The sequence below is a fragment of the Streptomyces sp. NPDC020875 genome, from assembly GCF_040641415.1.
GTDB lineage: Bacteria > Actinomycetota > Actinomycetes > Streptomycetales > Streptomycetaceae > Streptomyces.
In genome coordinates, this window is the sequence record NZ_JBFADP010000001.1 from 189,402 (window position 1) to 210,358 (window position 20,957).

General features: G+C 72.2%; 21 protein-coding genes and 1 pseudogene. 13 read left to right on the forward strand and 9 right to left on the reverse strand.

Going from position 1 to position 20,957, the window contains the following annotated elements:
• Positions 1 to 307: 307 nt before the first annotated feature.
• Positions 308 to 2,002: a protein kinase gene (locus AB0G74_RS00895; RefSeq protein WP_361138754.1), complete on the forward strand. Its 1,695-nt coding sequence runs from the start codon at positions 308 to 310 to the stop codon at positions 2,000 to 2,002.
• A 122-nt stretch (positions 2,003 to 2,124) separates the two neighbouring features.
• Here the strand turns inward: AB0G74_RS00895 and AB0G74_RS00900 are convergent, their stop codons facing one another.
• On the reverse strand, positions 2,125 to 2,934 hold the full coding sequence (locus AB0G74_RS00900; RefSeq protein ID WP_361138758.1) for an SGNH/GDSL hydrolase family protein: 810 nt from the start codon (positions 2,932 to 2,934) through the stop codon (positions 2,125 to 2,127).
• 164 nt (positions 2,935 to 3,098) lie between these two features.
• Here AB0G74_RS00900 and AB0G74_RS00905 point away from each other — a divergent pair, with 164 nt between their 5' ends.
• The 5 genes from AB0G74_RS00905 (at position 3,099) to AB0G74_RS00925 (ending at position 8,078) form a co-directional block, all read left to right on the forward strand.
• Entirely contained in the window at positions 3,099 to 3,497 is a 399-nt protein-coding gene (locus tag AB0G74_RS00905) for a hypothetical protein (RefSeq protein ID WP_361138760.1), read from the forward strand.
• Between the two features lie 415 nt (positions 3,498 to 3,912).
• Positions 3,913 to 4,812, forward strand: coding sequence for a glycosyltransferase family 2 protein (locus tag AB0G74_RS00910; protein WP_361138762.1), 900 nt, complete (start codon positions 3,913 to 3,915; stop codon positions 4,810 to 4,812).
• Positions 4,809 to 5,912 (forward strand): glycosyltransferase family 2 protein, encoded by a 1,104-nt coding sequence (locus AB0G74_RS00915; RefSeq protein WP_361138765.1) that lies wholly within the window; start codon positions 4,809 to 4,811, stop codon positions 5,910 to 5,912. The genes AB0G74_RS00910 and AB0G74_RS00915 overlap by 4 nt, the downstream gene beginning before the upstream one ends.
• Entirely contained in the window at positions 5,909 to 6,721 is an 813-nt protein-coding gene (locus AB0G74_RS00920) for a polysaccharide deacetylase family protein (protein WP_361138768.1), read from the forward strand. Before AB0G74_RS00915 ends, AB0G74_RS00920 begins: the two co-directional genes overlap by 4 nt.
• Before the next feature lie 184 nt (positions 6,722 to 6,905).
• Complete coding sequence (locus AB0G74_RS00925; RefSeq protein ID WP_361138771.1) at positions 6,906 to 8,078, forward strand: DUF5925 domain-containing protein; 1,173 nt, start codon at positions 6,906 to 6,908, stop codon at positions 8,076 to 8,078.
• Between the two features lie 79 nt (positions 8,079 to 8,157).
• Here AB0G74_RS00925 and AB0G74_RS00930 read toward each other — a convergent pair whose 3' ends face one another.
• Positions 8,158 to 8,538, reverse strand: coding sequence for a GntR family transcriptional regulator (locus AB0G74_RS00930; protein ID WP_361138773.1), 381 nt, complete (start codon positions 8,536 to 8,538; stop codon positions 8,158 to 8,160).
• A gap of 53 nt (positions 8,539 to 8,591) precedes the next feature.
• Here AB0G74_RS00930 and AB0G74_RS00935 point away from each other — a divergent pair, with 53 nt between their 5' ends.
• Positions 8,592 to 9,080 (forward strand): DUF402 domain-containing protein, encoded by a 489-nt coding sequence (locus AB0G74_RS00935; protein ID WP_361138776.1) that lies wholly within the window; start codon positions 8,592 to 8,594, stop codon positions 9,078 to 9,080.
• A 31-nt stretch (positions 9,081 to 9,111) separates the two neighbouring features.
• Here AB0G74_RS00935 and AB0G74_RS00940 read toward each other — a convergent pair whose 3' ends face one another.
• Positions 9,112 to 10,320, reverse strand: a complete 1,209-nt coding sequence (locus tag AB0G74_RS00940) for an RNA-guided endonuclease TnpB family protein (protein ID WP_361138779.1) — start codon at positions 10,318 to 10,320, stop codon at positions 9,112 to 9,114.
• A gap of 77 nt (positions 10,321 to 10,397) precedes the next feature.
• Here AB0G74_RS00940 and AB0G74_RS00945 point away from each other — a divergent pair.
• Positions 10,398 to 10,508, forward strand: a pseudogene (locus AB0G74_RS00945) (transposase); the annotation flags it as partial.
• Positions 10,509 to 10,653: 145 nt separating this feature from the next.
• Here AB0G74_RS00945 and AB0G74_RS00950 read toward each other — a convergent pair.
• A complete protein-coding gene (locus AB0G74_RS00950; RefSeq protein WP_361138781.1) occupies positions 10,654 to 11,331 on the reverse strand; it encodes a TetR/AcrR family transcriptional regulator in 678 nt (225 codons plus the stop codon).
• Positions 11,332 to 11,425: 94 nt separating this feature from the next.
• Between AB0G74_RS00950 and AB0G74_RS00955 the strand changes: the two genes are divergently transcribed.
• A complete protein-coding gene (locus AB0G74_RS00955; RefSeq protein ID WP_361138783.1) occupies positions 11,426 to 12,130 on the forward strand; it encodes an NAD(P)H-binding protein in 705 nt (234 codons plus the stop codon).
• 15 nt (positions 12,131 to 12,145) lie between these two features.
• Here AB0G74_RS00955 and AB0G74_RS00960 read toward each other — a convergent pair whose 3' ends face one another.
• The 4 genes from AB0G74_RS00960 to AB0G74_RS00975 are packed head-to-tail and all read right to left on the reverse strand — an operon-like array spanning position 12,146 to position 15,692.
• Entirely contained in the window at positions 12,146 to 12,628 is a 483-nt protein-coding gene (locus tag AB0G74_RS00960) for a GNAT family N-acetyltransferase (RefSeq protein ID WP_361138786.1), read from the reverse strand.
• A 19-nt stretch (positions 12,629 to 12,647) separates the two neighbouring features.
• Positions 12,648 to 14,147, reverse strand: a complete 1,500-nt coding sequence (locus tag AB0G74_RS00965; RefSeq protein WP_361138789.1) for a tripartite tricarboxylate transporter permease — start codon at positions 14,145 to 14,147, stop codon at positions 12,648 to 12,650.
• Between the two features lie 4 nt (positions 14,148 to 14,151).
• The gene (locus AB0G74_RS00970; RefSeq protein ID WP_361138791.1) at positions 14,152 to 14,712 is read right to left on the reverse strand and encodes a tripartite tricarboxylate transporter TctB family protein; all 561 of its coding nucleotides are present in this window, start codon (positions 14,710 to 14,712) and stop codon (positions 14,152 to 14,154) included.
• Positions 14,709 to 15,692: a tripartite tricarboxylate transporter substrate binding protein gene (locus AB0G74_RS00975; protein ID WP_361138794.1), complete on the reverse strand. Its 984-nt coding sequence runs from the start codon at positions 15,690 to 15,692 to the stop codon at positions 14,709 to 14,711. The genes AB0G74_RS00970 and AB0G74_RS00975 overlap by 4 nt, the downstream gene beginning before the upstream one ends.
• Before the next feature lie 128 nt (positions 15,693 to 15,820).
• On the opposite strand from AB0G74_RS00975, the gene AB0G74_RS00980 reads away from it, so the two are divergent.
• Complete coding sequence (locus AB0G74_RS00980) at positions 15,821 to 16,510, forward strand: response regulator (protein WP_361138970.1); 690 nt, start codon at positions 15,821 to 15,823, stop codon at positions 16,508 to 16,510.
• A 260-nt stretch (positions 16,511 to 16,770) separates the two neighbouring features.
• Here AB0G74_RS00980 and AB0G74_RS00985 read toward each other — a convergent pair whose 3' ends face one another.
• On the reverse strand, positions 16,771 to 17,211 hold the full coding sequence (locus tag AB0G74_RS00985; RefSeq protein ID WP_361138797.1) for a pyridoxamine 5'-phosphate oxidase family protein: 441 nt from the start codon (positions 17,209 to 17,211) through the stop codon (positions 16,771 to 16,773).
• Between the two features lie 279 nt (positions 17,212 to 17,490).
• On the opposite strand from AB0G74_RS00985, the gene AB0G74_RS00990 reads away from it, so the two are divergent.
• From AB0G74_RS00990 to AB0G74_RS01000, 3 genes are all read left to right on the forward strand, one after another.
• On the forward strand, positions 17,491 to 18,456 hold the full coding sequence (locus AB0G74_RS00990; protein WP_361138800.1) for a lytic polysaccharide monooxygenase: 966 nt from the start codon (positions 17,491 to 17,493) through the stop codon (positions 18,454 to 18,456).
• Between the two features lie 269 nt (positions 18,457 to 18,725).
• Complete coding sequence (locus tag AB0G74_RS00995) at positions 18,726 to 19,844, forward strand: DUF3533 domain-containing protein (protein ID WP_361138803.1); 1,119 nt, start codon at positions 18,726 to 18,728, stop codon at positions 19,842 to 19,844.
• Positions 19,845 to 20,072: 228 nt separating this feature from the next.
• Positions 20,073 to 20,930, forward strand: a complete 858-nt coding sequence (locus AB0G74_RS01000) for an alpha/beta hydrolase (protein ID WP_361138806.1) — start codon at positions 20,073 to 20,075, stop codon at positions 20,928 to 20,930.
• The last annotated feature ends 27 nt before the right edge of the window (positions 20,931 to 20,957 follow it).

Sequence of the window (20,957 nt, forward strand, 5' to 3'; positions counted from 1 at the left end):
ATTCGCCCCATTTCAGGGCTGGTTGGACATTCCGTCGAGGCGTCTCGCTCTGACCACGGCTTTCTCCGGAGCCTCTCACATCCCAGTCGCCCCAGCCGCCCCCGCCCGCTCCGTCGTCCCACCGGACCGGATCCGCACCGAGGAGTGATCGCTCTCACAGCAGCCGGAGGGTTTGCCGGGCCCGGACGGACGAAGTGGCGTCGCGAGGGGCGGCAGAAGGCCGGATTCCGGCTAACTTGGAAGGGTTTCCCCCGGGATTCCGGGACGCTCTGCGCCGCCGACCACCGCTGTCACGGATGGGGGCACCATGCACGGAGACCGACTCGTCGCCGACCGGTACCGGTTGGACGGCGCCCTGGGCGAAGGCGGAATGGGCGTGGTCTGGCGTGCCCGGGACGAGGTGCTCGGCCGCGAGGTGGCCGTCAAGGAGGTCCGCGCCCCGGCCGGGCTCTCCGACGACCAGGTACGGCGGCTCTACGCACGGCTGGAGCGCGAGGCCCGGGCCGCCGGGCGGATCGCGCACCGCAATGTGGTGACGGTGTACGACGTGGTGTTCGACCACGGCGGCGGGTCCCGTGGCGGTTCCGGCGGGTCCGGCGGGTCCGCCGACGGGCGGCGGCCGTGGATCGTGATGGAGCTGATCCGGGGGCTCTCCCTGGCCGATGTCCTGGCCGCCGAGGGCCCGCTGGCCCCGAGGCGCGCGGCGCGTATCGGCGCCGAGGTGCTGGCCGCCCTGACGGCGGCCCATGACGCGGGCGTACTGCATCGCGATGTGAAGCCGGGCAACGTCCTGATCGGCAACGACGGCCGGATCGTGCTCTCGGACTTCGGCATCGCGTCCCTGGAGGGCACCGATCAGCTCACCATGACGGGCGAGCTGATCGGCTCGCCGGAGTTCCTCGCCCCCGAGCGGGCCCTGGGGCGCACTCCGGGGCCCGCGTCGGATCTCTGGTCGCTGGGGGCGCTGCTGTACGCGGCGGTGGAGGGCGTCCCCCCGTTCCGTCAGCACACCCCGCTGTCCACCTTGCGGGCCGTGGTGGAGGACGAACTCCCGCCGCCCCGGCGGGCCGGGGAGCTGGCCGGGGTGATCGCCGGACTGCTCCGCAAGGATCCGGCGGAGCGGCCGTCGGCGGCCGACACCGCCCGGCGGCTGCGGCTGGTGGCCGCCGGGGGCACGCCGTCACCGGGGCCGTACAGCCCGACGGTCACCTCGGCGGGCCCGGTCCCGGACCCCGGCCCGATCGCGGGCTCCGGCCCGGGATCCGGTCCGGGGTACGGCTCCGGGGCCGGTCCGGCTCCCGGGTCCGAGGCGGTGACGACACCGTCGCCGGTACCACCGCCCGATCCCCTGGGGGGGCCGAAGCGGCCCGCGGCGGCCCTGGCGGCGGGCGCCGCGGTTCTGGTGATCGCCGCCGCCGGGCTGGCCTGGGCGCTGGTCGACGGCGCGCGGGACGGCGGCGGCCCGTCCGGCACCCCGGCCCCCGGGGTGTCCCGGCCGGCGCAGGCGGGCACCTCGCCCGGGGCCACCGGTGTCGCGGACCGTCCGGCGGGCAACGACGGAAGCGGCGCCGCGAAGGACCGCGGCTCGCCGCAGCCCGGGGCCCGGCAGACCGTGACGGTCCGGATCGAGGCCGTACGGGACCGCTATACCGGCGACTGCCCCCCGCCGGGCGCGGAGGCTCCCCTCTTCCGGGGCCGGATCGAGGTGGGCCGGACTCCGGCGGAGGTGACGTACCGCTGGACGACGGAGAGCGGTACGGCGGTCTCGGACCGGCGGACGGTCTCGTTCGGCGGGGGCTACGGGCGGACGCGGACGGTGGAGCACACCGTGGCGGCGTACCGCGACGGCGAGGTGCTCCGCGACCGGATCGGACTGGAGGTCCTGGGCCCGGTCGCGACGCGTTCGGAGTGGCTGGCGTACTCGGTGGAGTGCGACCCGGCGCCGTCGGAGTCGTCCGGCTCGCCGTCGGCCGCCGCCGAGGGAGCGACCGCCACGCCCTGAACCGCGCGGACCGGCCCCGCGGCCCGTACGGACCGGCACCAAGAGGGCGGGGCGTACGGGCCGGTGGGCGTACGGGCCGGTGCCGGGGCTTCCCCCGGCACCGGCGGCGCCGTCCCCCGCGGTTACGCGGCGGCCCGGAAGACCGGCAGATAGCCGCCGGACTGTCCGGCGGCGGTCGGGTGATAGGACTCGCCGATGTTGAGCCAGTTGACGCTGTGCAGCCAGGGCGCCGGGGAGCAGATCTCGTGTCCGGTGAAGGCGGACACCACTCCGGTGAAGGCGTAGCCGTGGTCGGCGGCGCGCTTGGCGATCGCGGTGTTCAGATGGTCGGACGCGCCGTTGATGGCGGCCCGCTCGGTCTCGCTCAGTCCGGCGAGACAGCCGCCGCCGAGTTGGTAGAAGCGGGGATAGCCGATGACGACGACCCGGGCGGACGGGGCCTTGGCGCGGATCGCCCGGTACACGCTGTCGAGCCGTCCGGGCAGGGTGTTGTCGACATATGCCTTCGCCTGGTTGACCCGGTTGACGCAGGCGGACTCGGACTGGAGGACACAGGTCGTCATCACATCGGCGAATCCGGCGTCGTTGCCGCCCACGGTGAGGGAGACCAGATCCGTTCCGGCGTTGACGGGGCCGAGCTGGCCGGCCGTGACATCGCTCGTCACCGCGCCGGAGCAGGCGGTGAAGGCGAACGAGGAGGGCGCGTTGGCATTCGCCCAGAGCCGGGGGTACGCACGGGTACTGCGCTTGCAGGAGCCGCTGGAGCTCTCGTAGTTCCCGGCCCCCACCCCGGAGGAGTAGGAGTCGCCGAGCGCCACATAGTCGACGGCGGCGGCCGTGGGCGCCGCCTGGGCCGGACCGGCCCCGGTGAGGGCGAGCACGGCACCGATCAGAAGCGCGGACGAGTACGTCAGAACGCGGGACAGCTTCATGGAACCTCCCCTGAGCAGAATCGCTGCGTCAACCGTGGTACCAGTCGGTAGGGTTGATTGAGAATGGACATGACAAGTGACGCAGGTCACTCTTCTTGACGCGAAGTCAAGGGCGGATGAGCATGGAGGACTCCAGATCAGGCTGCCCGGGAGCACACCCCGACATGCGGGACCAGACAGACACTTCGCCACGGATCGGTAGGGATCTTCCGCCGATCGTCGCCGGAGCGGCGACCGCCGTGGCCGGAATCGGTGCCGTACTCGCCCTTTCGGGCAGCGATTCACCCCTTCGCGCGCCCTTCGCCCTCTTCTTCCTGCTGCTCGGTCCGGCCGCCGGACTGTACGCGGTACTCCGGCGGTTGGAGCCCGGTGCCCGGGTCGCGACGGCCGTCGCGGGCGCCGCCGCGGTGGATCTCGTGCTCGCCGCCGGGCTCTCCCGGCTGGAGGCGCTGACGGCGGGCCCGGCGACGGCGGCTATCGTTGCTGTCACCGCACTGCTGTTCCTGTGGACGGCGGCGGACCGGAGGAACGAACGGTCCGGGGCGGATCCGGCGCGTCTTTGAACGCCCGGCCGAACGCCGGGAGACCGGCGGAGGAAAAACCTGCGAAAACAGTGAAACAAGAGGCCCGCGTTCCCGGGCTTGTCATACAGTCACCAATATCAATACCGTCATACATCCACACGCTTTTGCGACACCACGAAGCGGCTCAAGGGGAGGGCTCGCGTGCCGCGGTGTCCTGTGAGCGGGTGGGCGCGGTAGGGGGGTGCCGCGTGCCCGGTCCGGTCGCATGTGTTCGTCGTCGCCGCTCGGCGCCGAGCGCGTACCGGAGCCGTCCGCGCGGCCGTTTCTGCAGTTCGCCCGTTGTGCCGGAGCATTGCTCGGGCATGGCCGGGTGAGGCAAGACCCCCCTTTAAACCGGACAAGCGTCCGGACCGTCCGGCCGCGGACGGTCCACCGGTGGAGAGGGAAACAATCCATGAGTTCTGTGCTGCGCCCGGCCGACCCGGGGCACGATTCGCTGACGGCCGTTTCCGGCCACGACGGCCCCGAGGCCGCCGACCCGCGCGCGGAGCGGGAGCCGGACACCGGTTCCGACCCCGCGAGACGCTACCGCCCGGTCTCCTCGCATCTCGCGATAGCCCCGCCGGTGAGCGTCGTGATCCCCGCCATGAACGAGGCGCAGAACCTCCCGCATGTCTTCCGGACCCTGCCGGAGTGGATCCACGAGGTCGTCCTGGTCGACGGCAACTCCACCGACGACACCGTCGAGGTCGCCCGGAGCCTGCGGCCCGACGTCAAGGTCGTCACCCAGGCGGGCAAGGGCAAGGGCGACGCGCTGATCAGCGGATTCGCCGCCTGCTCCGGTGACATCATCGTCATGGTCGACGCCGACGGCTCGGCCGACGGCAAGGAGATCGTCTCCTATGTCTCCGCCCTGGTCTCGGGCGCCGACTTCGCCAAGGGGTCGCGGTTCGCCAACGGCGGCGGCACCGACGACATGACCTTCATCCGCAAGCTGGGCAACCGGGTCCTCTGCGCCACCGTCAACGCCAAGTTCGGCGCCCGCTACACCGACCTCTGCTACGGCTACAACGCCTTCTGGAAGCACTGCCTGGACGAGATCACCCTCGACTGCACCGGCTTCGAGATCGAGACGCTGATGAACATCCGCGTGGTCAAGGCCGGTCTGCGGGTCCAGGAGGTGCCCAGCCACGAGTACGTCCGGATCCACGGCGTCAGCAATCTCAGCGCCGTCCGCGACGGACTGCGGGTACTGCGGGTGATCCTGAAGGAGAAGGGTGTCGCCCGCGCGGCCCGCCGCCGCGCCCCGGGCGGCTTCGGGGCTCCGGCCGCCGCCCCCGGGGAATCGTCGTGACGGCGAAGGAACCCGGCCCTGCCGACGGGCCGCCGGATCCGGCGGCCCCCCGCTTCACCGTGGTGATCTGCGCCTATACCGACGACCGCTGGGACGACATCCTCGCCGCCGTCGCCTCGGTCCGGGCCCAGTCGCTGCCCGCCCTGGAGACGGTCCTGGTGGTGGACCACAATCCGGCCCTGCTGGACCGGCTCGCCCGGGAGTTCGAGGAGTACGCCCCCGGGTCCGCCGCCCTTCCGGCCGGTGCCGGGGTACGGGTGATGGCCAACGCGGGCCCCCGCGGGCTCTCCGCCGGACGCAATACCGGGATCGCCGCCGCCCGCGGCGAGTTCGTCGCCTTCCTCGACGACGACGCCGTCGCCGACCCGGAGTGGCTGCGGGTCTTCGCCGGTGGCTACGACGACCCGGCGGTGGTCGCCGTCGGCGGCCGGACCGAGCCGGCCTGGGCCTCCGGGCACCGGCCCGCCTGGTTCCCCGAGGAATTCGACTGGGTCGTGGGCTGCACCTACCGCGGTCTGCCCCCGGGGAAGGTCGAGGTCCGCAACGTCCTCGGCGGCAACGCCTCCTTCCGCCGCTCGGCCTTCGACGCGGCGGGCGGCTTCGCCACAGGTATCGGCCGCGACGGCGACAAGCGCCCGCTGGGCTGCGAGGAGACCGAACTCTGCATCCGGCTGTCGAACGCGCTGCCGGACGCGGTCCTTCTGATCGACGACCGGGCGGTGATCCACCACAAGGTGCCCGCCGCCCGGGAGCGGTTCGGCTACTTCCGTACCCGTACCTACGCCGAGGGTCTCTCCAAGGCCCTGGTCGCCAAGAGCGTCGGGGCGGGCAAGGGCCTGGAGTCCGAACGCCGCTACACCACCCGGGTACTCCCGGCCGGAGTGCTCCGCGGGCTGCGGGACGCGGCCCGGGGCCGCCGGGGCGGCGCGGGCCGCGCCGGGGCGATCGTGACCGGGGTCGCCGCCGCCGCGGGCGGCTACGCCCTGGGCACCCTGCGGGCCCGCCGGGGCGGAGTGACCTTCGCCTCCGGGCCGATCGAGCCGCTGCCCCCGGCCGGATCCGACCGTACCGACGCCCCCGGGGAGAGCGCCGCCCGATGAACACCCCCGTACCCGTACTGATGTACCACGCCGTGGCCGACGCCCCGGCGAAGGAGACGTACGGGCTCTCCGTCTCGCCCGCGGCCTTCGCGGAACAGATGGCGGTGATCGCCGAACGCGGGCTCACCCCCGTCACCACCGCCGAACTGGGCGCCTCCTGGCGGTCCGGCGGCCGGCGGCCGCTGCCGGACCGGCCGGTCCTGATCACCTTCGACGACGGCTACGAGGGTGTGCACCGGCACGCCCTGCCCGTACTCGCCGCCCACGGCTTCCCCTCGACCCTCTTCGTCTCCACCGGCTGGCTGCGCGGCGCGCACGACGAGGGCGGCGCCCTCGACACCATGCTCGACTGGGACCAGGTACGGGAGCTGGCCTCGGCCGGTACCGAGATCGGCGGCCACACCCACAGCCATCCGCAGATGGACCAGATCGACGACGCCGGGCTGCGGTTCGAGACCGAGCACTGCCGGGACGTCGTCGCGGGCGAACTCGGCGAGGTGCCGGTCTCCTTCGCCTATCCCTACGGCTACTCCAGCCGCCGGGTCCGCGAGACGGTCCGCGCGGCGGGCTTCGCCCAGTCCTTCGCCGTCGGCAACGGGCTGGCCAGGCCCGCCCAGGGCCCGTACGCCATCGAACGGCTGACGGTCCGCCGCCGGACCGGGATCGAGGAGTTCACCCGGATCGTGGAGGGCCGGGCCATCGGCCGGACCTTCGCCGGGGACCGGGTCCTGACCAAGGGGTACGCGGCGGTGCGCCGCACCCGCCGGGCGGCGGCCGTGCTGCGGGAGACCGTCGGCCCCCGCGGCTGAACCACCCCGCACCGCGCGTCCCGTACGGCCCGCCCCGAAGGTCCCGCACCGGCCGGGCGGGCCGTGCGGGCGGCCGGTGCGCCCGGTGCCGTACCGCCGTACGGGCCCCGTCGGCGCCCGGCCCGGCGGGACGCGCGCCACGCGGTCGCAAAAGCCGGTGCGTCACCCGCACCGGTGACGGATCATGGGCGGCATGCCAGTCCCGCGACCTCAGGACGCCGTACCGATCCGGCTCACCCTCGACGACGACGACACGCCGACGAGTGTGATCGACGCCCTGTTCATCAGCCGGTTCGCCAGTGGTGAGCAGCCCTACGCCCAGACCGCCAATATCGACCCCGCCAAACGGGACGCCCCGCTGCTGCCGCCCGGCGCGACCGTCCTGCGCCGGTCGTCCGGCGGCAACGGCCGGACCGCGGTACTGGCCGAAGGCGAGGGCTGGACCCTGCTCGCCGCCCGCTGGCAGCAGACGCTCGACGTCACCGTCACCGCGACCTCGGACGAACTCGCCCGTGAGGTGCTGGAGCTGGCCGTCCGGGACGCGGCGGACCGGCCGGAGCCCACCCCCGAGAACGTCACCATGGGGTTCTGGTACTTCTCCCCCGGGCGTGGACCGCGCCGGACGACCCGGCAGATCACCGCGGCTTCCTGGCAGGACGTCCGCGGCAACTACACGGCCCCGGTCGGCTCCGCGTTCGACGAGCTGATGAAGACCACCCCCGACGACATCACCGGACGGCTGCTGCTGCTGCACGGACCGCCCGGGACCGGGAAGACGTCGGCGCTGCGGACCCTGGCCCGTTCCTGGCGCGACTGGTGCCAGGTCGACTGCGTCCTCGACCCTGAGCGCCTCTTCAACGATGTCGGCTATCTGATGGACATCGCCATCGGCCGCGACGACGAAGAAGAAGATTACGACAACGGCGCCGACGGCTCCGAGGGTGCCGACGGGGGCGGCGACGGCGCGCCCGGCGGCAAGCGCTGGCGGCTGCTGCTGCTGGAGGACTGCGACGAACTGATCCGCGGCGAGGCGAAGCACGCCACCGGACAGGCGCTCTCCCGGCTGCTGAATCTGACCGACGGTCTGCTCGGCCAGGGCCGCAACGTACTGGTCGGTGTCACCACCAACGAGGATCTGGAGCGGCTGCATCCGGCGGTGGTCCGCCCCGGGCGCTGTCTGGCCAGGATCGAGGTCGGTCCGCTCACCCGCGCAGAGTCGGTGGCCTGGCTGGGCACCGACGAGGGCGTGGGCCGGGAGGGTTCGACCCTGGCGGAGCTGTACGCGCTGCGCCGGGGCGGCACCCCGGCCTCGGTCCCGGGCCAGTCGACGGCACACTCGGCGGGGCTCTACCTCTGATCCGGGAGCGCGAACGGTCCGCGCGGGCGGTACCGGCGGCTTACGGGTGGATGCCCCGGGCGGCCGTACCTGCGGCCGGTCAGGAGCCGGTGCCGTGGACGGCGCGCAGCGCGTCGCGGACCGCGGCTCCGGCCGCCTCGGGGTCGGCCCCGAGGCGGTGGGCGCGCTCGGCGAAGGCGGCGGCCGCGCGGGCCAGTTCCCGGGCGGCGGCGTCCGCGGCGGCGGCGACGAAGGTCCCGTTGCGGCCCCGGGTCTCGATCACCCCGTCCGCCTCCAGCGCGCGGTACGCCTTGGCGACGGTGTTGGGGGCGAGGCCGAGGTCGTCGGCGAGACCGCGCACGGTGGGCAGCCGGTAGCCGACGGGCAGGGCACCGGACCTGGCCAGCTCGGCGACTCGGGCGCGGAGTTGTTCGAAGGGGGCGACGCCGGACGCGTCGTCGATGTCGATCGAGAGGGTCACGGGCAGATTCTGCCCCACGGAAGGGCCGTGGGGGCGACGGGGAGGAGAGCGGAATGGCGGACGGCACGGCCGTCGAGGTACGGCTGACGAAGGCGGGCCGTACGAAGATCGTCTATCCGGCGGAGCTGATCGCCGACGACGGGGTCCGGCTGGTGGTGAAGGCGCCCTGGGCGGCGCCGGGCGTACGGGACTTCGGCTTCGTCCGCTTCGAGCCGGGCGATGTCTTCACCGAGTACTACTGGCGGGACCGCTGGTACGCGGTGAAGGAGGTCCGGGGGCCGGGCGGGGGGCTGAAGGGCTGGTACTGCGACATCACCCGGCCGGTACGGGTGGCGGGGGACGTACTGACGGTGGAGGACCTGGACCTCGATCTGTGGGTGCCCCCGGACGGCGGGGCGCCGCTCCGGCTCGACGAGGACGAGTTCGCGGAGAGCGGTCTCGCCGGTCGCGACCCGGAGGCGGCGGCCTCGGCGCTGCGGACCCTGGACTCGCTGGCGGCCCTGGCCGCGGGCCCGGACGGCGGTTCGGCGCTGCTGGCTTGACATCCTCTCCCCCCTGAGGGGGGATTCCCGCCTACCGTGCCGTTGAAGGCTGTGGTGTCGGGTGGGTTCCTGCTTCGCTGCGCGGTGCCGGGACGAGTCCCGGTCTTACCTGCGCTCCACAGGCTGACACCGCCAGTCCGGCGGCCTTGGCGACGTTGACCGCCGCGTTGATGTCCCGGTCGAGGACCGCTCCGCACGCCCCGCATGTCCAAACGCGGACGTTGAGGGGCTTGGGGCCGTCCTTGACACCGCACAGCGAGCACACCTGGCTGGTCGGCTCGAACCGGCCGGTCTTCACGAAGGTGCGCCCGTACCGGGCGGCCTTGTACTCCAGCATGTTCACGAACGCGGACCATCCGGCGTCGTGGACGGACTTGGCCAGGCGCGTGCGGGCGAGTCCCTTCACCGCCAGGTCCTCCACGGCGACCGCTTGGTTCTCGCGGATCAGCTTCGTGGACAGCCGGTGGTGGAACTCGCGGCGCGCGTCGGCCACCCGCGCGTGAGCGCGGGCGACCTTGATCCGGGCCTTGTTCCGGTTGCTGGAGCCCCTCTCCTTGCGGGAGAGAACACGCTGGGCCTTCCTCAGGCGCTTCTCCGCCCGGCGCAGGAAGCGCGGGGAGCCGGTCTTCGTCCCGTCGGAGAGGACCGCGAAGTGCCCGAGCCCGAGATCGATGCCCACCTCGGGCGCGACCTCCGGCAGTACTTCCTCCGGGCCGGTTTCCACGACGAACGACGCGAAGTACCGGCCCGCGCTGTCCTTGACCACCGTCACCGTGGACGGCACGGACGGCAGGGAGCGCGACCACTTCACCTTCAGGTCGCCGATCTTCGGCAGGCGCAGCTTCCGCCCCGAAGTGATGGACCAGCGGGCGTTCGCGGTGAAGCGGACGGACTGCCGGGTGTCCCGCCTGGACTTGAAGCGCGGTGCGCCCACGCGCGGGCGCTCGCCTTTCAGGCCGTCGAAGAAGTTGCGGTACGCGGTGTCCAGGTCGCGCAGGGACTGCTGGAGGACGACCGCCGAGACCTCGCCGAGCCACGCCCGTTCCGGCGTGTTCTTCGCCTCCGTGATCAGCGTCTTCGACAGATCGCCGGACTTCGGGAACGGCATGCCTTCGCTGCGGGCAATCTCCCGGGCGCGAAGCGCGTCGTTGTAGACCACCCGCGCACACCCGAACGCCCTCCCCAGCGCGATGCGCTGTCCGGTGCTCGGGTACACGCGGAAGCTGTACCGAAGCTGCATGAAGATCATGCTACGCAGTTGGTTTATGGGTATCGATGAGAACATTCGTACAGGCCGTCACCGTGTCTTCCGCATGCATGCTGTGGTCCGGCTCCTACTTCGCCGGGTCCGCCGGCGGCGCGCCGCTCAGCATCGTGAAGCAGTACATCGAGCAGCAGAACCAGCCGCTCCGACCCGGGCTGAGGTGAACAGTGCAGATCCGTGCCCACATCTGAGGACAGAGCAGCTCCCAGATTCGCTTCACCACCGGGCTCAAACCCGGTGCACCGCCAATAGATCCGGTAGCCGTTACGGGTCGGGGCCCGGGGGTTCGTACCCCTACCGGCCCACGGATCAGGGCCGCTCGTCCGGGTGGAGCGCGTCGAGGACGAGACCGAGGCCGAAGGCGAATTCGGCCGCCGGGTCCCAGCCGGGCCCCCGGATGTGCTCGGTGACGAGTTCGGCGAGATGGGGGTAGGTGTCGGCGGGCAGCTCCGCCAGGACGGCGCCCGCCACCTCGTCGTGTTCGGCCGTGCTCCGGAAGGGCAGGCTCAGCTCCTGGACGACGAAGCCGTAGAGATAGCTGTCGATCAGCGAGACGGCATGGGCGGCCATCCGGACCGAGAACCCCCCGCCACGCAGTGCCCCGAGGACGGCGTCGTGGTGGCGCAGGGTCGCGGGGCCCGGCCGGGTGCGGGAGTCCAGCAGGGGGACGGCCCACGGGTGGCGCCCGAGTACGGTCCGGGCGGAGTGCGCCCGGTGCCGTACGGCGCTCTGCCAGTCGGTGTCGCGCGGCGGTAGTTCGATCTCGCCGAAGACCGCGTCGACCATGCCGTCGAGGATGTCGTCCCGGCCCGCGACATGGTGGTAGAGGGACATCGCCTCGACGCCCAGCGGGGCGGCGACCGCCCGCATGGTGAGGGCCGCCACGCCCTTCTCGTCGGCCACCGCCACCGCCGTACGGATCACCCGCTCCCGGCTCAGCGGGGTACGCGCCGCCGCTCCGGGTCCGCCCCTGCCCCCCTTGGCCATCGGCCTTCCTCCGTTCCGTCCCCTTGACCGCCTTACGGCATAAGGTTAGCTTGCCTTACAGCATAAGGTGAACGGTCGGCGAAGGGGTCGCGCCATGGGTACGGAGCACATGGGGAAGGTCTGCGTCATCGGGGCATCGGGAAAGCTGGGCCGGTACATGGTCCGGCACGCCCTGGACCGGGGTTACGAGGTCGTCGGGGTCTGCCGGGAGGCGAGTGTGCCGAAGCTGGCCGATTTCCAGGACCGGATCACCGTGGTCCCCGGGCCCACGAACGACCCGGAGGTGATCCGCCGGGCGGTGGAGGGATGCGACGGGGTGCTCACGGTCCTGGTGCCGTGGGGGGTGCGGCAGTACTCGTCGGGGACGGCCCAGGCGGTGCTCGACCACGCGCGGCCGGGGGCCCGGCTGGTCTTCTCCTGCGGCTGGCACATCTCCCGCGACGGCCGCGACCGGTACTCGCGGCTCTTCCTCTGGGGCGTCCGGATCGCCGCCGTCATCGGCAGGCTCGTCCGCGCGGTCGAGATCGACGACCAGGTGGAGGCCTGCCGGCGGATCTTCGCCAGCGACACCCGGTGGACCGTGGTGCGCGGCAGCACGCTGGAGGAGGGCGAGAGCCAGGGACTGCCGGTCTGGAGCCGGCATGTGGGCGATCCGGTACTGGCCAGCGACCGGACCCGGCGGACCGATTTCGCCCTCTTCATGGTGACGGCGCTGGCAGACGAGACGCTGGTACGGGAGGCCCCGGCGATCGTCGGGAGGCTCACGCCGAGCGCGCTGGCGCACGGCGGCACGAAGTAGCCGGGAGGGCCCGGCTCAGATCTCCCGGAGGGGGATCCCCCGGGCGGCGACCGCCTCGGGCCGCAGCGGCTTGCGGTAGTGGATCCGGTCGTAGGGGCCGTCGACCCGGCGCTCGGTGATCTCGTAGCCGTAGCGCGCGTAGAGGTTCTGGTTCTCCCACATCAGGGCGTTGGTGTAGAGCCGGATCTCCGGCAGGCCCAGCTCCCGCGCCCGGGTCTCCGCCAGCCGGAGCAGGGCCCGGCCGAGGCCGGATCCCCGGGCGTCGGGGTGGACGGCGACCGACTCCAGGAAGAGATGGTCCTCCCGGGGGACGAGGACGATCACCCCCAGGACGGGTTCGCCGATGACGAACACCCGCCCCGCCGCCACATCGGCCGCGTGGTCCGCCTTCATGGGGGCGGGCACGATTCCGATCCGGTCGATGTAGTGGTGGTAGGCCGCGTCGGTCACGGCTTTCACCAGCGGTACATCGGCGGTGACGGCTGGGCGGGTGTCCATGGTCAGCTCACATCCCGGTTCAGGACGAGACGCTCTCGCGGCGCCGGAGGAAGAGCTTCTTCAGCAGCGGCCAGGCCAGCAGGATCGCGATGATGACATAGACCGTGATCGAGAAGCCGGTGTTGACCAGGCCGCTGACGCTGCCGTCGCTGAGCTGGAGCGCCCGGCGGAGCTGCATCTCGGCGTTCGGGCCGAGGATGACACCGATGACCGCGGGCAGGATCGGCAGCCCGTAGCGGCGCATCCCGAATCCGATCAGACCGATGATCAGCAGGATGACCAGGTCGAGGGCCTCGCCGCCGACCGCGTAGGCGCCCACTCCGGCGAAGAAGAGGATGCCCGCGTAGAGGTACGGCCGCGGGATCCGCAGCAGCTTCGCCCAGACCGGGGCGAGCGGCAGGTTCAGCGCCAGCAGCAGCACCATTCCGACGAAGAGGGAGGCGATCAGGCCCCACACCAGGTCGGGCTCCCGCTCGAAGAGCAGCGGGCCGGGCTGGATGCCGTACTGCTGGAACGCGGCCAGCATCACGGCGGCCACGGCCGTCGTGGGCAGACCGAGGGTGAGCATCGAGACCAGGGTGCCGGCCGCCGAGGCGGACGCCGCCGACTCGGGACCCGCGACGCCCTCGATGGCGCCCTTGCCGAACTCGTTCTTGTTCTTGGAGAGCCGCTTCTCGGTGACGTAGGAGAGGAAGGTGGGGATCTCCGCGCCACCGGCCGGGATCGCGCCGAACGGGAAGCCGATGAACGGACCGCGCAGCCACGGCTTCCAGGTCCGCTTGACGTCGTCCTTGCCGAGCCAGGGGCGGCCGACCGGGATGGGCGGCGCGCCGCCGCGGCGCAGGTGGGCGGCGACCCAGAGGGCCTCGCCGATGGCGAAGAGACCGACCGCGACGATGACCACGTCGACACCGTCGGCGAGGTGGAGCGAGCCGAAGGTGAGCCGCTGCTGGCCGGTCATGGAGTCCAGACCGACGAGACCGATGGTGAGACCGATCAGCAGGGAGGCCAGACCGCGGATCCGGGAGGAGCCGAGGACCGAGGTGACGGCGATGAACGCCAGGACCATGATCGCGAAGTAGTCGGGGGCGCCGATGTCCACGGCCAGCTCGGCGACCTTGGGCGCCAGCATGACCAGCAGCATCGTGCCGATCATGCCGCCCGCGAAGTGACCGATCGCGGCGGCGGCCAGGGCTTGGGCGCCGCGCCCCGATTTCGCCATCGGATTGCCCTCGATCGCGGCGACCACCGCCGCGCTCTCACCGGGCGTATTGAGCAGGATCGAGGTGGTGGAGCCGCCGAACATGGCTCCGTAGTAGATACCGGCGAACATGATAAACGCGCCGGTCGGTTCGAGTCCGTACGTGACGGGGAGCAGCAGGGCCACGGCCATGGCCGGGCCGATGCCGGGGAGGACACCGATCGCGGTGCCCAGCAGGACGCCGATCGCCGCCCAGAGGAGGTTCATCGGCGTCAGCGCTGTGCCGAAGCCGTCTATCAGAGAGTTGATCGAATCCATCGGGCTACAGCACCCCCATGAGCGGGCCACCCGGCAACGGGACGCCGAGCAGGTTGTTGAAGATGTAGTACGTGCTGAGCGCGATCACCGCGGCGATCAGTGGATCGCGGTGATAGTGCCGACTGCCGAGGGCGAACGCGGCACCCCAGAAGAGCAGGGTTCCGGCGATGGGGAAGCCGATCGGGCCGATCAGGACGGCGAAGCCGAGGAAGACACCGGTGAGCAGCAGAACGGTCTGCCAGTCGCTGGGCTCGCTGAGGTCGATGTCCTCGCCGCCCTCCGCCTCTCCCCGGCCGCCGCGCATGACGTCGACGGCGAGCAGGACGGCGACCACCAGGAGTCCGATACCGACCACGATCGGGACGGTCTTGGGGCCGACCGGGCCGCGCTCGGTGATGGAGACGTCCATGGTGAGGGCGTCGGTGAGGACGAGTACCCCGATGGCGAACAGCAGCACGCTGACGCCCAGCTCGGAGTGGTCGCGCAGCCAGGAACGGCGGCCCTCGGGGGCGGCCGGGCCCGAGCCCTGGGCGGGGCCGGCGGCGGGAGTCTCGGAAGTGTTCACAGCCCCAGCTCCTTCAGCACCTGGTCAACGCGCTTGTTCTGCTCGTCGAGGAACTCGCCGAACTCCTCACCGGGGAGGAAGGCGTCGTCCCAGCCGTGCTTCTTCAGCGACTCCTTCCACTCGGGGGACGCATGGAGCTTCGTGATCAGATTGACGAGCTTCTCCTGCTCCTTCTCCGAGAGGCCGGGGGGAGCCACGATGCCGCGCCAGTTGGTGAACTCGGTGTCGAGTCCGGCCTCGCGCAGGGTGGGGGCGTCGAGCCCGGGCACCCGCTTGGGGCCGGTCACGGCCAGCAGCCGCAGCTCACCGGATTTGATCTGGTCCAGGTACTCGCCGACGCCGGAGACACCGAAGGCGACCTTGTTGCCCAGGATGGAGGCGAGGAGTTCGCCGCCGCCGTCGAAGGGGATGTAGTTGACCGACTTCGGGGCGATGCCCGCCGCCTGCGCCATCAGCATCGGGGCGAGGTGGTCGGGGCCGCCCGGGGAGGAGCCGCCGCCGACGGCCAGCTTCCGCGGGTTCTCCTTCCACGCCTTCAGCAGGTCCTGGATCGTCTTGTAGGGCGAGTCCTTGGAGACGACGACGATGTCCTGCTCTTCGGTGAGCCGGGCGATCGGCGTGGTGTCCGCGAGGGTCTTGGGGGTCTTGTTGGCGTGGACCGCGCCGACGACACCGAGACCCATGGACATCGCGAGCTTGCCGTTGCCGCGCTCGGAGACGAGGCGGGCGAGGCCGACCGTGCCACCGGCACCGGGGAGGTTGAAGACCTCGATGTCGTGGGTCAGGTTGGCGTCTTCGGCGTTCTTCGCCGCGGTGCGCGCGGTGATGTCGTAGCCCCCGCCCGGGGTGTTGGGGACCATGAACCGCAGCCCGGGGATCTTCGTGCCGGTCTCGGAGGTGTCGCCCGTGCTGAGCAGGGGCGGCCCCACGAGCACCAGCAACGCCGCCCCGAGCAGGGCGAGGGGAGTGCGCAATCGCACGTGAGCCGCCTCTCGGTAGGAGTTTCTGTGAGGTGGCCCACATGTTGCCGTCGCGTTAAGAAAGTGTCTCTCTTCCGGAATCAACGGACGTTGTGGTCATTGTGGTCCCGGCTTAGCGTGAGCGCGTGATGAATGTGCTGGTGGTGGACGACGACTTCATGGTCGCCAAGCTCCACAGCCGCTATGTGTCGGCGACGGACGGCTTCCGAGTGGCTGGGGTGGCCCACAGCGGCGCGGAGGCGCTGCGGGCTGCCGAGCGGCTGCGGCCCGACCTCGTACTGCTGGATATCTATCTGCCCGATATGGACGGTCTGGGGGTGCTTCGGGAGCTACGGGCCGCCGAGGAACGGGACCCGTCGAGGGCCACCGTGGACGCTTTGTTCATCACGGCCGCGCGGGACGCGGAGCTGGTGCGGGCCGCGCTGCGGGCGGGCGCCCTGCACTATCTGATCAAGCCCTTCAGCCAGTCGGCGCTTCAGGAGCAGCTGCGGCACGTGGCGTCCCTGCGGTCCCGGTTCGACCGGCTGGGCCAGGCCCGCCAGGAGGACGTCGACCAGATCTTCGGGACCCGGCCGCCCGGGGCGCGGGGGCTGCCCAAGGGGCTGGCGCCGCATACGGCCGAGTTGGTGGAGCGGATCCTGCGGGAGCATCCGGGGGATCTGTCGGCGTCGGAGTGCGCGGAGGCGGGTTCCCTGTCGCGGGTCAGCGCCCGGCGCTATCTGGAGTACTTCGTGGAGACGGGGCGGGTGGAGGTGACCCTGCGGTACGGCGGGACCGGCCGGCCGGAGCGGCGCTACCGGATCGCCGGGCGGCGCTGAGACCGGGAGCCGGGGCGCGGCGAGGGCCGGGGCGGGCCGGGGTCCGGCACCGTCGCGGGGCGCCGGTGGTGCCGGGCGCGTACCGGCCGTACGACTGTTATGGCACCCCGTGCCACCTCCGTCGGCATTCCTTCACCCGGGGGCCGCGCCTCCCCGCCGGGCCGTGGTCCGTGCCGGCCCCGGGGAACCCGGCACGGACGGCACCGGTGGTGCCCGATGTCAGGGGGCTCGCACCGGCCGACGGGCCCGCCCGGGACGGATCATTTCCCCAGATCGGCGCTGAGCCAGCGCTGCGGACGCATCCGGAAGACCAGCGCCTCGCCGAACTTCTCCCGGGAGAACTCGACATAGCCGTCCACCCGCTCGGGCGGGAGATAGCGGGCCGCCATCTCCCGCAGCAGTTCGGGGGTACAGGGCTCGGTGGCCACGATCGGGCCCTCCACGGAGACGTACCGCCAGGTGGGTTCCGACCGGTCCACCATCAGGGAGAAGCGTCCCGCCCGGGTGAGCAGCCGGGCCTTGCGCGAGTCGGCGGAGGTCGTCACCCACAGGTCGCCGCCGGGTTCGTACTGGTACCAGATGGGTACCGTCAGCGGGGCACGTCCCTCCTCCCCGGAGTCCACCGAGAGCGCTCCGATATGCGGTTCGACGAGGAACTGGTCACGCTCTTCAGGGGACAGGACGGTGGGGCTCTCTGCCATGGACGATCTTCCTCCGGTTGTATCGGCGGGATCTGCCGCAGCCGGCGCGGACCGGGACTCCGCCAGGATCCGGTGATCCTCAGCCCGCGCTTAGCGCCTCCTTAAAACAAGGATAAGGATCGTCATATTCCCTTCCGGGTGGGGGACTTCGGGGGCTCCGGCGGGTTAGCTTGACTGACGCCGGAGATTGGTCCGGACCAATGCGCAAGAGGTGAACGACGGGCTGCGCATCCCCTTCGGACCGCTCCGGCTCCCCCCAATGTTGAGGAGAACGTCACGATGACCGCTCGCCGCAAGGTCACCATGGCCGCCGCCGCACTCGGCCTCGCGCCGCTGGCGCTGGCCGGGCTGTCGGCCACCCCCGCCGCCGCCCACGGTTCCATGACGGACCCGGTCAGCCGAATCGCCGCGTGCCACGCGGAAGGGCCGGAGAGCCCCGACTCCGCCGCCTGTAAGGCGCTCGTCGCCGCCGGCGGCACCCAGCCGCTGTACGACTGGAACGAGGTCAACCTGCCCGCCGTGGCCGGGGCTCATCGCTCGCAGATCCCGGACGGCAAGCTGTGCAGCGTCGGCCGGGACAAGTACAAGGGCCTGGACGCGCCGCGCACCGACTGGCCGTCCTCCCCGATGTCCGCGGGCTCGAAGACCTTCCAGTGGCGGGCCACCGCCCCCCACGTGGGCACGATGGACCTGTACATCACCAAGGACGGCTACGACCCCACCAAGCCGCTGAAGTGGTCCGACCTGGAGAGCCAGCCGTTCGTCTCGGTCACCAACCCGAAGCTGGTCAACGGCTCGTTCGTGTTCGAGGGCAATGTCCCGCAGCGGCAGGGCCGCCACCTGATCTACTCGGTGCTGCAGCGCTCCGACTCGCCCGAGGCGTTCTACACCTGCTCGGACGTGGTCTTCGGCGGCGGCACGGCCGGGGCCCCCCGGGCCCAGGCCCCGACCGAGAAGCAGCTGGAGCAGACCGCCGCCAAGTCCACCGTCGACCACGGCGGACACGGTGGCGACTCGCACGCCGAGACCAAGGCCAACGCGAAGTACGCGGCCGGGCAGAAGTCCGACCACGGCTCCGGCGCGCACGGCGGCCACGCCGCGCAGGGCGAGTCCAAGGCCCTCGCCGAGACCGGCGGTGACAGCAACACGCCGTACATCGCCGCGGGTGGCGGGCTGGTCCTCGCCATCGGTACCGGTGTGGTCTTCCTGTCGGCGCGTCGCCGGTCGACGTCCGTCGGCCGCTGACCCCGGGTCACGGCCTCCCGCCGCCACGGCGGCACAACGACCGCGCGTCCGTCTGCCGACGGACGCGCGGTCCGTTTTCCGGGCCCCGTACGCTCGCCGGATCCGGAGCGCGTACCGCGGCCCGTCTCTCCAGCCCCGGGCCGCCCCGGAACGCGCCCGACCGCACCGGCCCGCCCGGACCACCGCGGTCACCCTCCCCGCACCCCCGGATGCCCCCATTCGGCCCCGTCCCGCCTGCGGGCCCGGCGCCGTACCCCGACCGTGGGGCCATGACGCGGACTACGGACGGCGACCGGCCCACCCCCCAGCCCCCGGGCCGGATCCCCCCGCGTCCGGGCTTCCTCGACGAGGTCAGGGACGCGGTCACGCTCCGGGCGGCGCTGCTGATCATCGGGGTGCTCGCCCTCCAGCTGGGCTTCATCACCTCCTACATCGGCGCCTTCCACCATCCGAAGCCGACGGACATTCCGCTCGCCGTCGCCGCGCCCACACAGGCCGCCGCCGAACGGACCGTACGGGATCTCGCGGCGCTCCCCGGCGACCCGCTCGACCCGCGCGTCGTGGCCGACGAGGCGACCGCCCGCCGCCAGATCGGGAACCGTGAGGTCGACGGAGCCCTGCTGCTCTCCCCCGCCGGGCCGGACCGGCTGCTGGTGGCCAGCGCGTCCGGCGCCTCGCTCTCCGACGCCCTGACCGCCGTCGTGACCCGGGCCGAGAAGGCCCGGGGCCGTACCGTCGACGTCCTCGACGTGGTCCCCGACGCCCCCGGCGACGCCCGCGGTCTGACCTCGTTCTACCTGGTCATCGGCTGGTGCGTGGGCGGCTATCTGTGTGCCGCCGTACTCGCCGTCAGCGCCGGCGCCCGGCCCGCCAACCCCCATCGGGCACTGATCAGGCTGGGGGTGCTGCTGATCTACTCCGTCGTCGCCGGACTGCTCGGTACGGTGATCGCCGGACCGGTACTCGACGCCCTGCCCGGCAGCGTGCCCGCCCTCTGGGGGCTGGGCGCCCTGCTGGTCTTCGCGGTCGGCGCGCTCACCCTCGCCCTCCAGGGGCTGGCCGGGATCATCGGGATCGGCCTCGCCATCCTGATCGTGGTGGTCCTCGGCAACCCCAGTGCGGGCGGCGCCTACCCGTATCCGCTGCTGCCACCGTTCTGGCAGGCGGTCGGCCCCGCCCTGCCCCCGGGCGCCGGGACCTACGCCGCCCGGTCCATCAGCTACTTCCGCGGCAACGGCGCCCTCGGGCCGATGCTGGTGATCTCCGCCTGGGCGGTCGGCGGCGCCCTGGTCACCATGGTCTGCGCCGTACTGCGCCGCCGCGCCGGAGAGCGCGCCGAAGCGGCGGCTCCGGCGGCTCACGGGCCCGGCGGAACCACCCCGGCGTAGCACCGGCGTACGCCCGGAGGACCAATCCGGCCACCGGCTCTCGAATCCGCCGCCAAGTGATGACAAAACCTGCTGATCCCCGGCCCCTCCATGGGTAATCATCAAAGGGCCGGGAACGCGTGTATTCGGCGGCCGGCCCGCACCTGGGGACTTTCTCGTGGCCGACGGACACCACCGGCACGACCCAGGGCGATCGGGGCGAAAAGGGGGACAGGAGTGCGACGTCGGGTGCGCACGGACGACGGGCGGCATCTGATCACGGAACGGCTGGGGGATCCACAGGGCAAGCCGGTCTTCCTGCTCCACGGCACCCCCGGCAGCAGACTGGGCCCGGCCCCCCGCGGCATGGTGCTCTACCAGCGGGGCATGCAGCTGATCGCCTACGACCGGCCCGGCTACGGCGGCTCCGACCGGCTCGCGGGCCGCAGCGTCGCCGATGTCGCCCAGGACGTCCGGGCGATCGCCGACGAACTGGAGCTGGAGCGGTTCTCGGTCGTCGGCCGCTCCGGCGGCGCGCCGCACGCCCTGGCCTGCGCCGCCCTGATGCCGGACCGGGTCGACCGGACCGCGGCGCTGGTGACCCTGGCCCCCCGGGACGCGGTCGGGCTCGACTGGTTCGACGGCATGGCCGCCTCCAATGTGGACGCCTACACCTCGGCGCTGGACGACCCCGGCGCCTTCACCGAACTCTTCACCCTGCGCTCCGACGAGATCCGCAAGGACCCGATCAAGCTCCTCAACGATCTCCGGCACGAGCTGCCCGACTCCGACCGGGCCGTCGTCGCCGACGCGGGCGTACGGTCCATGCTGCTCCGCAACTACCAGGAGGCGCTGCGGACCTCGGCCTGGGGCTGGATCGACGACGCCATGGCCTTCTGCGGCCCCTGGGGCTTCGACCCGGCCGACATCACCGGTCCGGTGATGCTCTGGCACGGCGAGAAGGACGTGTTCTCGCCCGTCGGCCACTCCCGCTGGCTGGCCGAACGGATCCCCGGGGCGACCGCCGTCCTGGAGCCGACCGCCGCGCACTTCGACGCCCTGCACGCCCTGCCGGGGGTGCTGAACTGGCTGATCGAGGATCTGTAACGGCCGGGCAGGACCGCCCGGACCCGG

What these genes read in the sequence shown, in the direction of transcription:
- AB0G74_RS00895 (WP_361138754.1), top strand. Translation starts at nt 308, where the DNA reads ATGCACGGAGACCGACTCGTCGCCGACCGGTACCGGTTGGACGGCGCC.
- AB0G74_RS00900 (WP_361138758.1), bottom strand. Translation starts at nt 2,934, where the DNA reads ATGAAGCTGTCCCGCGTTCTGACGTACTCGTCCGCGCTTCTGATCGGT.
- AB0G74_RS00905 (WP_361138760.1), top strand. Translation starts at nt 3,099, where the DNA reads ATGCGGGACCAGACAGACACTTCGCCACGGATCGGTAGGGATCTTCCG.
- AB0G74_RS00910 (WP_361138762.1), top strand. Translation starts at nt 3,913, where the DNA reads ATGAGTTCTGTGCTGCGCCCGGCCGACCCGGGGCACGATTCGCTGACG.
- AB0G74_RS00920 (WP_361138768.1), top strand. Translation starts at nt 5,909, where the DNA reads ATGAACACCCCCGTACCCGTACTGATGTACCACGCCGTGGCCGACGCC.
- AB0G74_RS00925 (WP_361138771.1), top strand. Translation starts at nt 6,906, where the DNA reads ATGGGCGGCATGCCAGTCCCGCGACCTCAGGACGCCGTACCGATCCGG.
- AB0G74_RS00935 (WP_361138776.1), top strand. Translation starts at nt 8,592, where the DNA reads ATGGCGGACGGCACGGCCGTCGAGGTACGGCTGACGAAGGCGGGCCGT.
- AB0G74_RS00940 (WP_361138779.1), bottom strand. Translation starts at nt 10,320, where the DNA reads ATGCAGCTTCGGTACAGCTTCCGCGTGTACCCGAGCACCGGACAGCGC.
- AB0G74_RS00950 (WP_361138781.1), bottom strand. Translation starts at nt 11,331, where the DNA reads ATGGCCAAGGGGGGCAGGGGCGGACCCGGAGCGGCGGCGCGTACCCCG.
- AB0G74_RS00955 (WP_361138783.1), top strand. Translation starts at nt 11,426, where the DNA reads ATGGGTACGGAGCACATGGGGAAGGTCTGCGTCATCGGGGCATCGGGA.
- AB0G74_RS00960 (WP_361138786.1), bottom strand. Translation starts at nt 12,628, where the DNA reads ATGGACACCCGCCCAGCCGTCACCGCCGATGTACCGCTGGTGAAAGCC.
- AB0G74_RS00965 (WP_361138789.1), bottom strand. Translation starts at nt 14,147, where the DNA reads ATGGATTCGATCAACTCTCTGATAGACGGCTTCGGCACAGCGCTGACG.
- AB0G74_RS00980 (WP_361138970.1), top strand. Translation starts at nt 15,821, where the DNA reads ATGAATGTGCTGGTGGTGGACGACGACTTCATGGTCGCCAAGCTCCAC.
- AB0G74_RS00985 (WP_361138797.1), bottom strand. Translation starts at nt 17,211, where the DNA reads ATGGCAGAGAGCCCCACCGTCCTGTCCCCTGAAGAGCGTGACCAGTTC.
- AB0G74_RS00990 (WP_361138800.1), top strand. Translation starts at nt 17,491, where the DNA reads ATGACCGCTCGCCGCAAGGTCACCATGGCCGCCGCCGCACTCGGCCTC.
- AB0G74_RS00995 (WP_361138803.1), top strand. Translation starts at nt 18,726, where the DNA reads ATGACGCGGACTACGGACGGCGACCGGCCCACCCCCCAGCCCCCGGGC.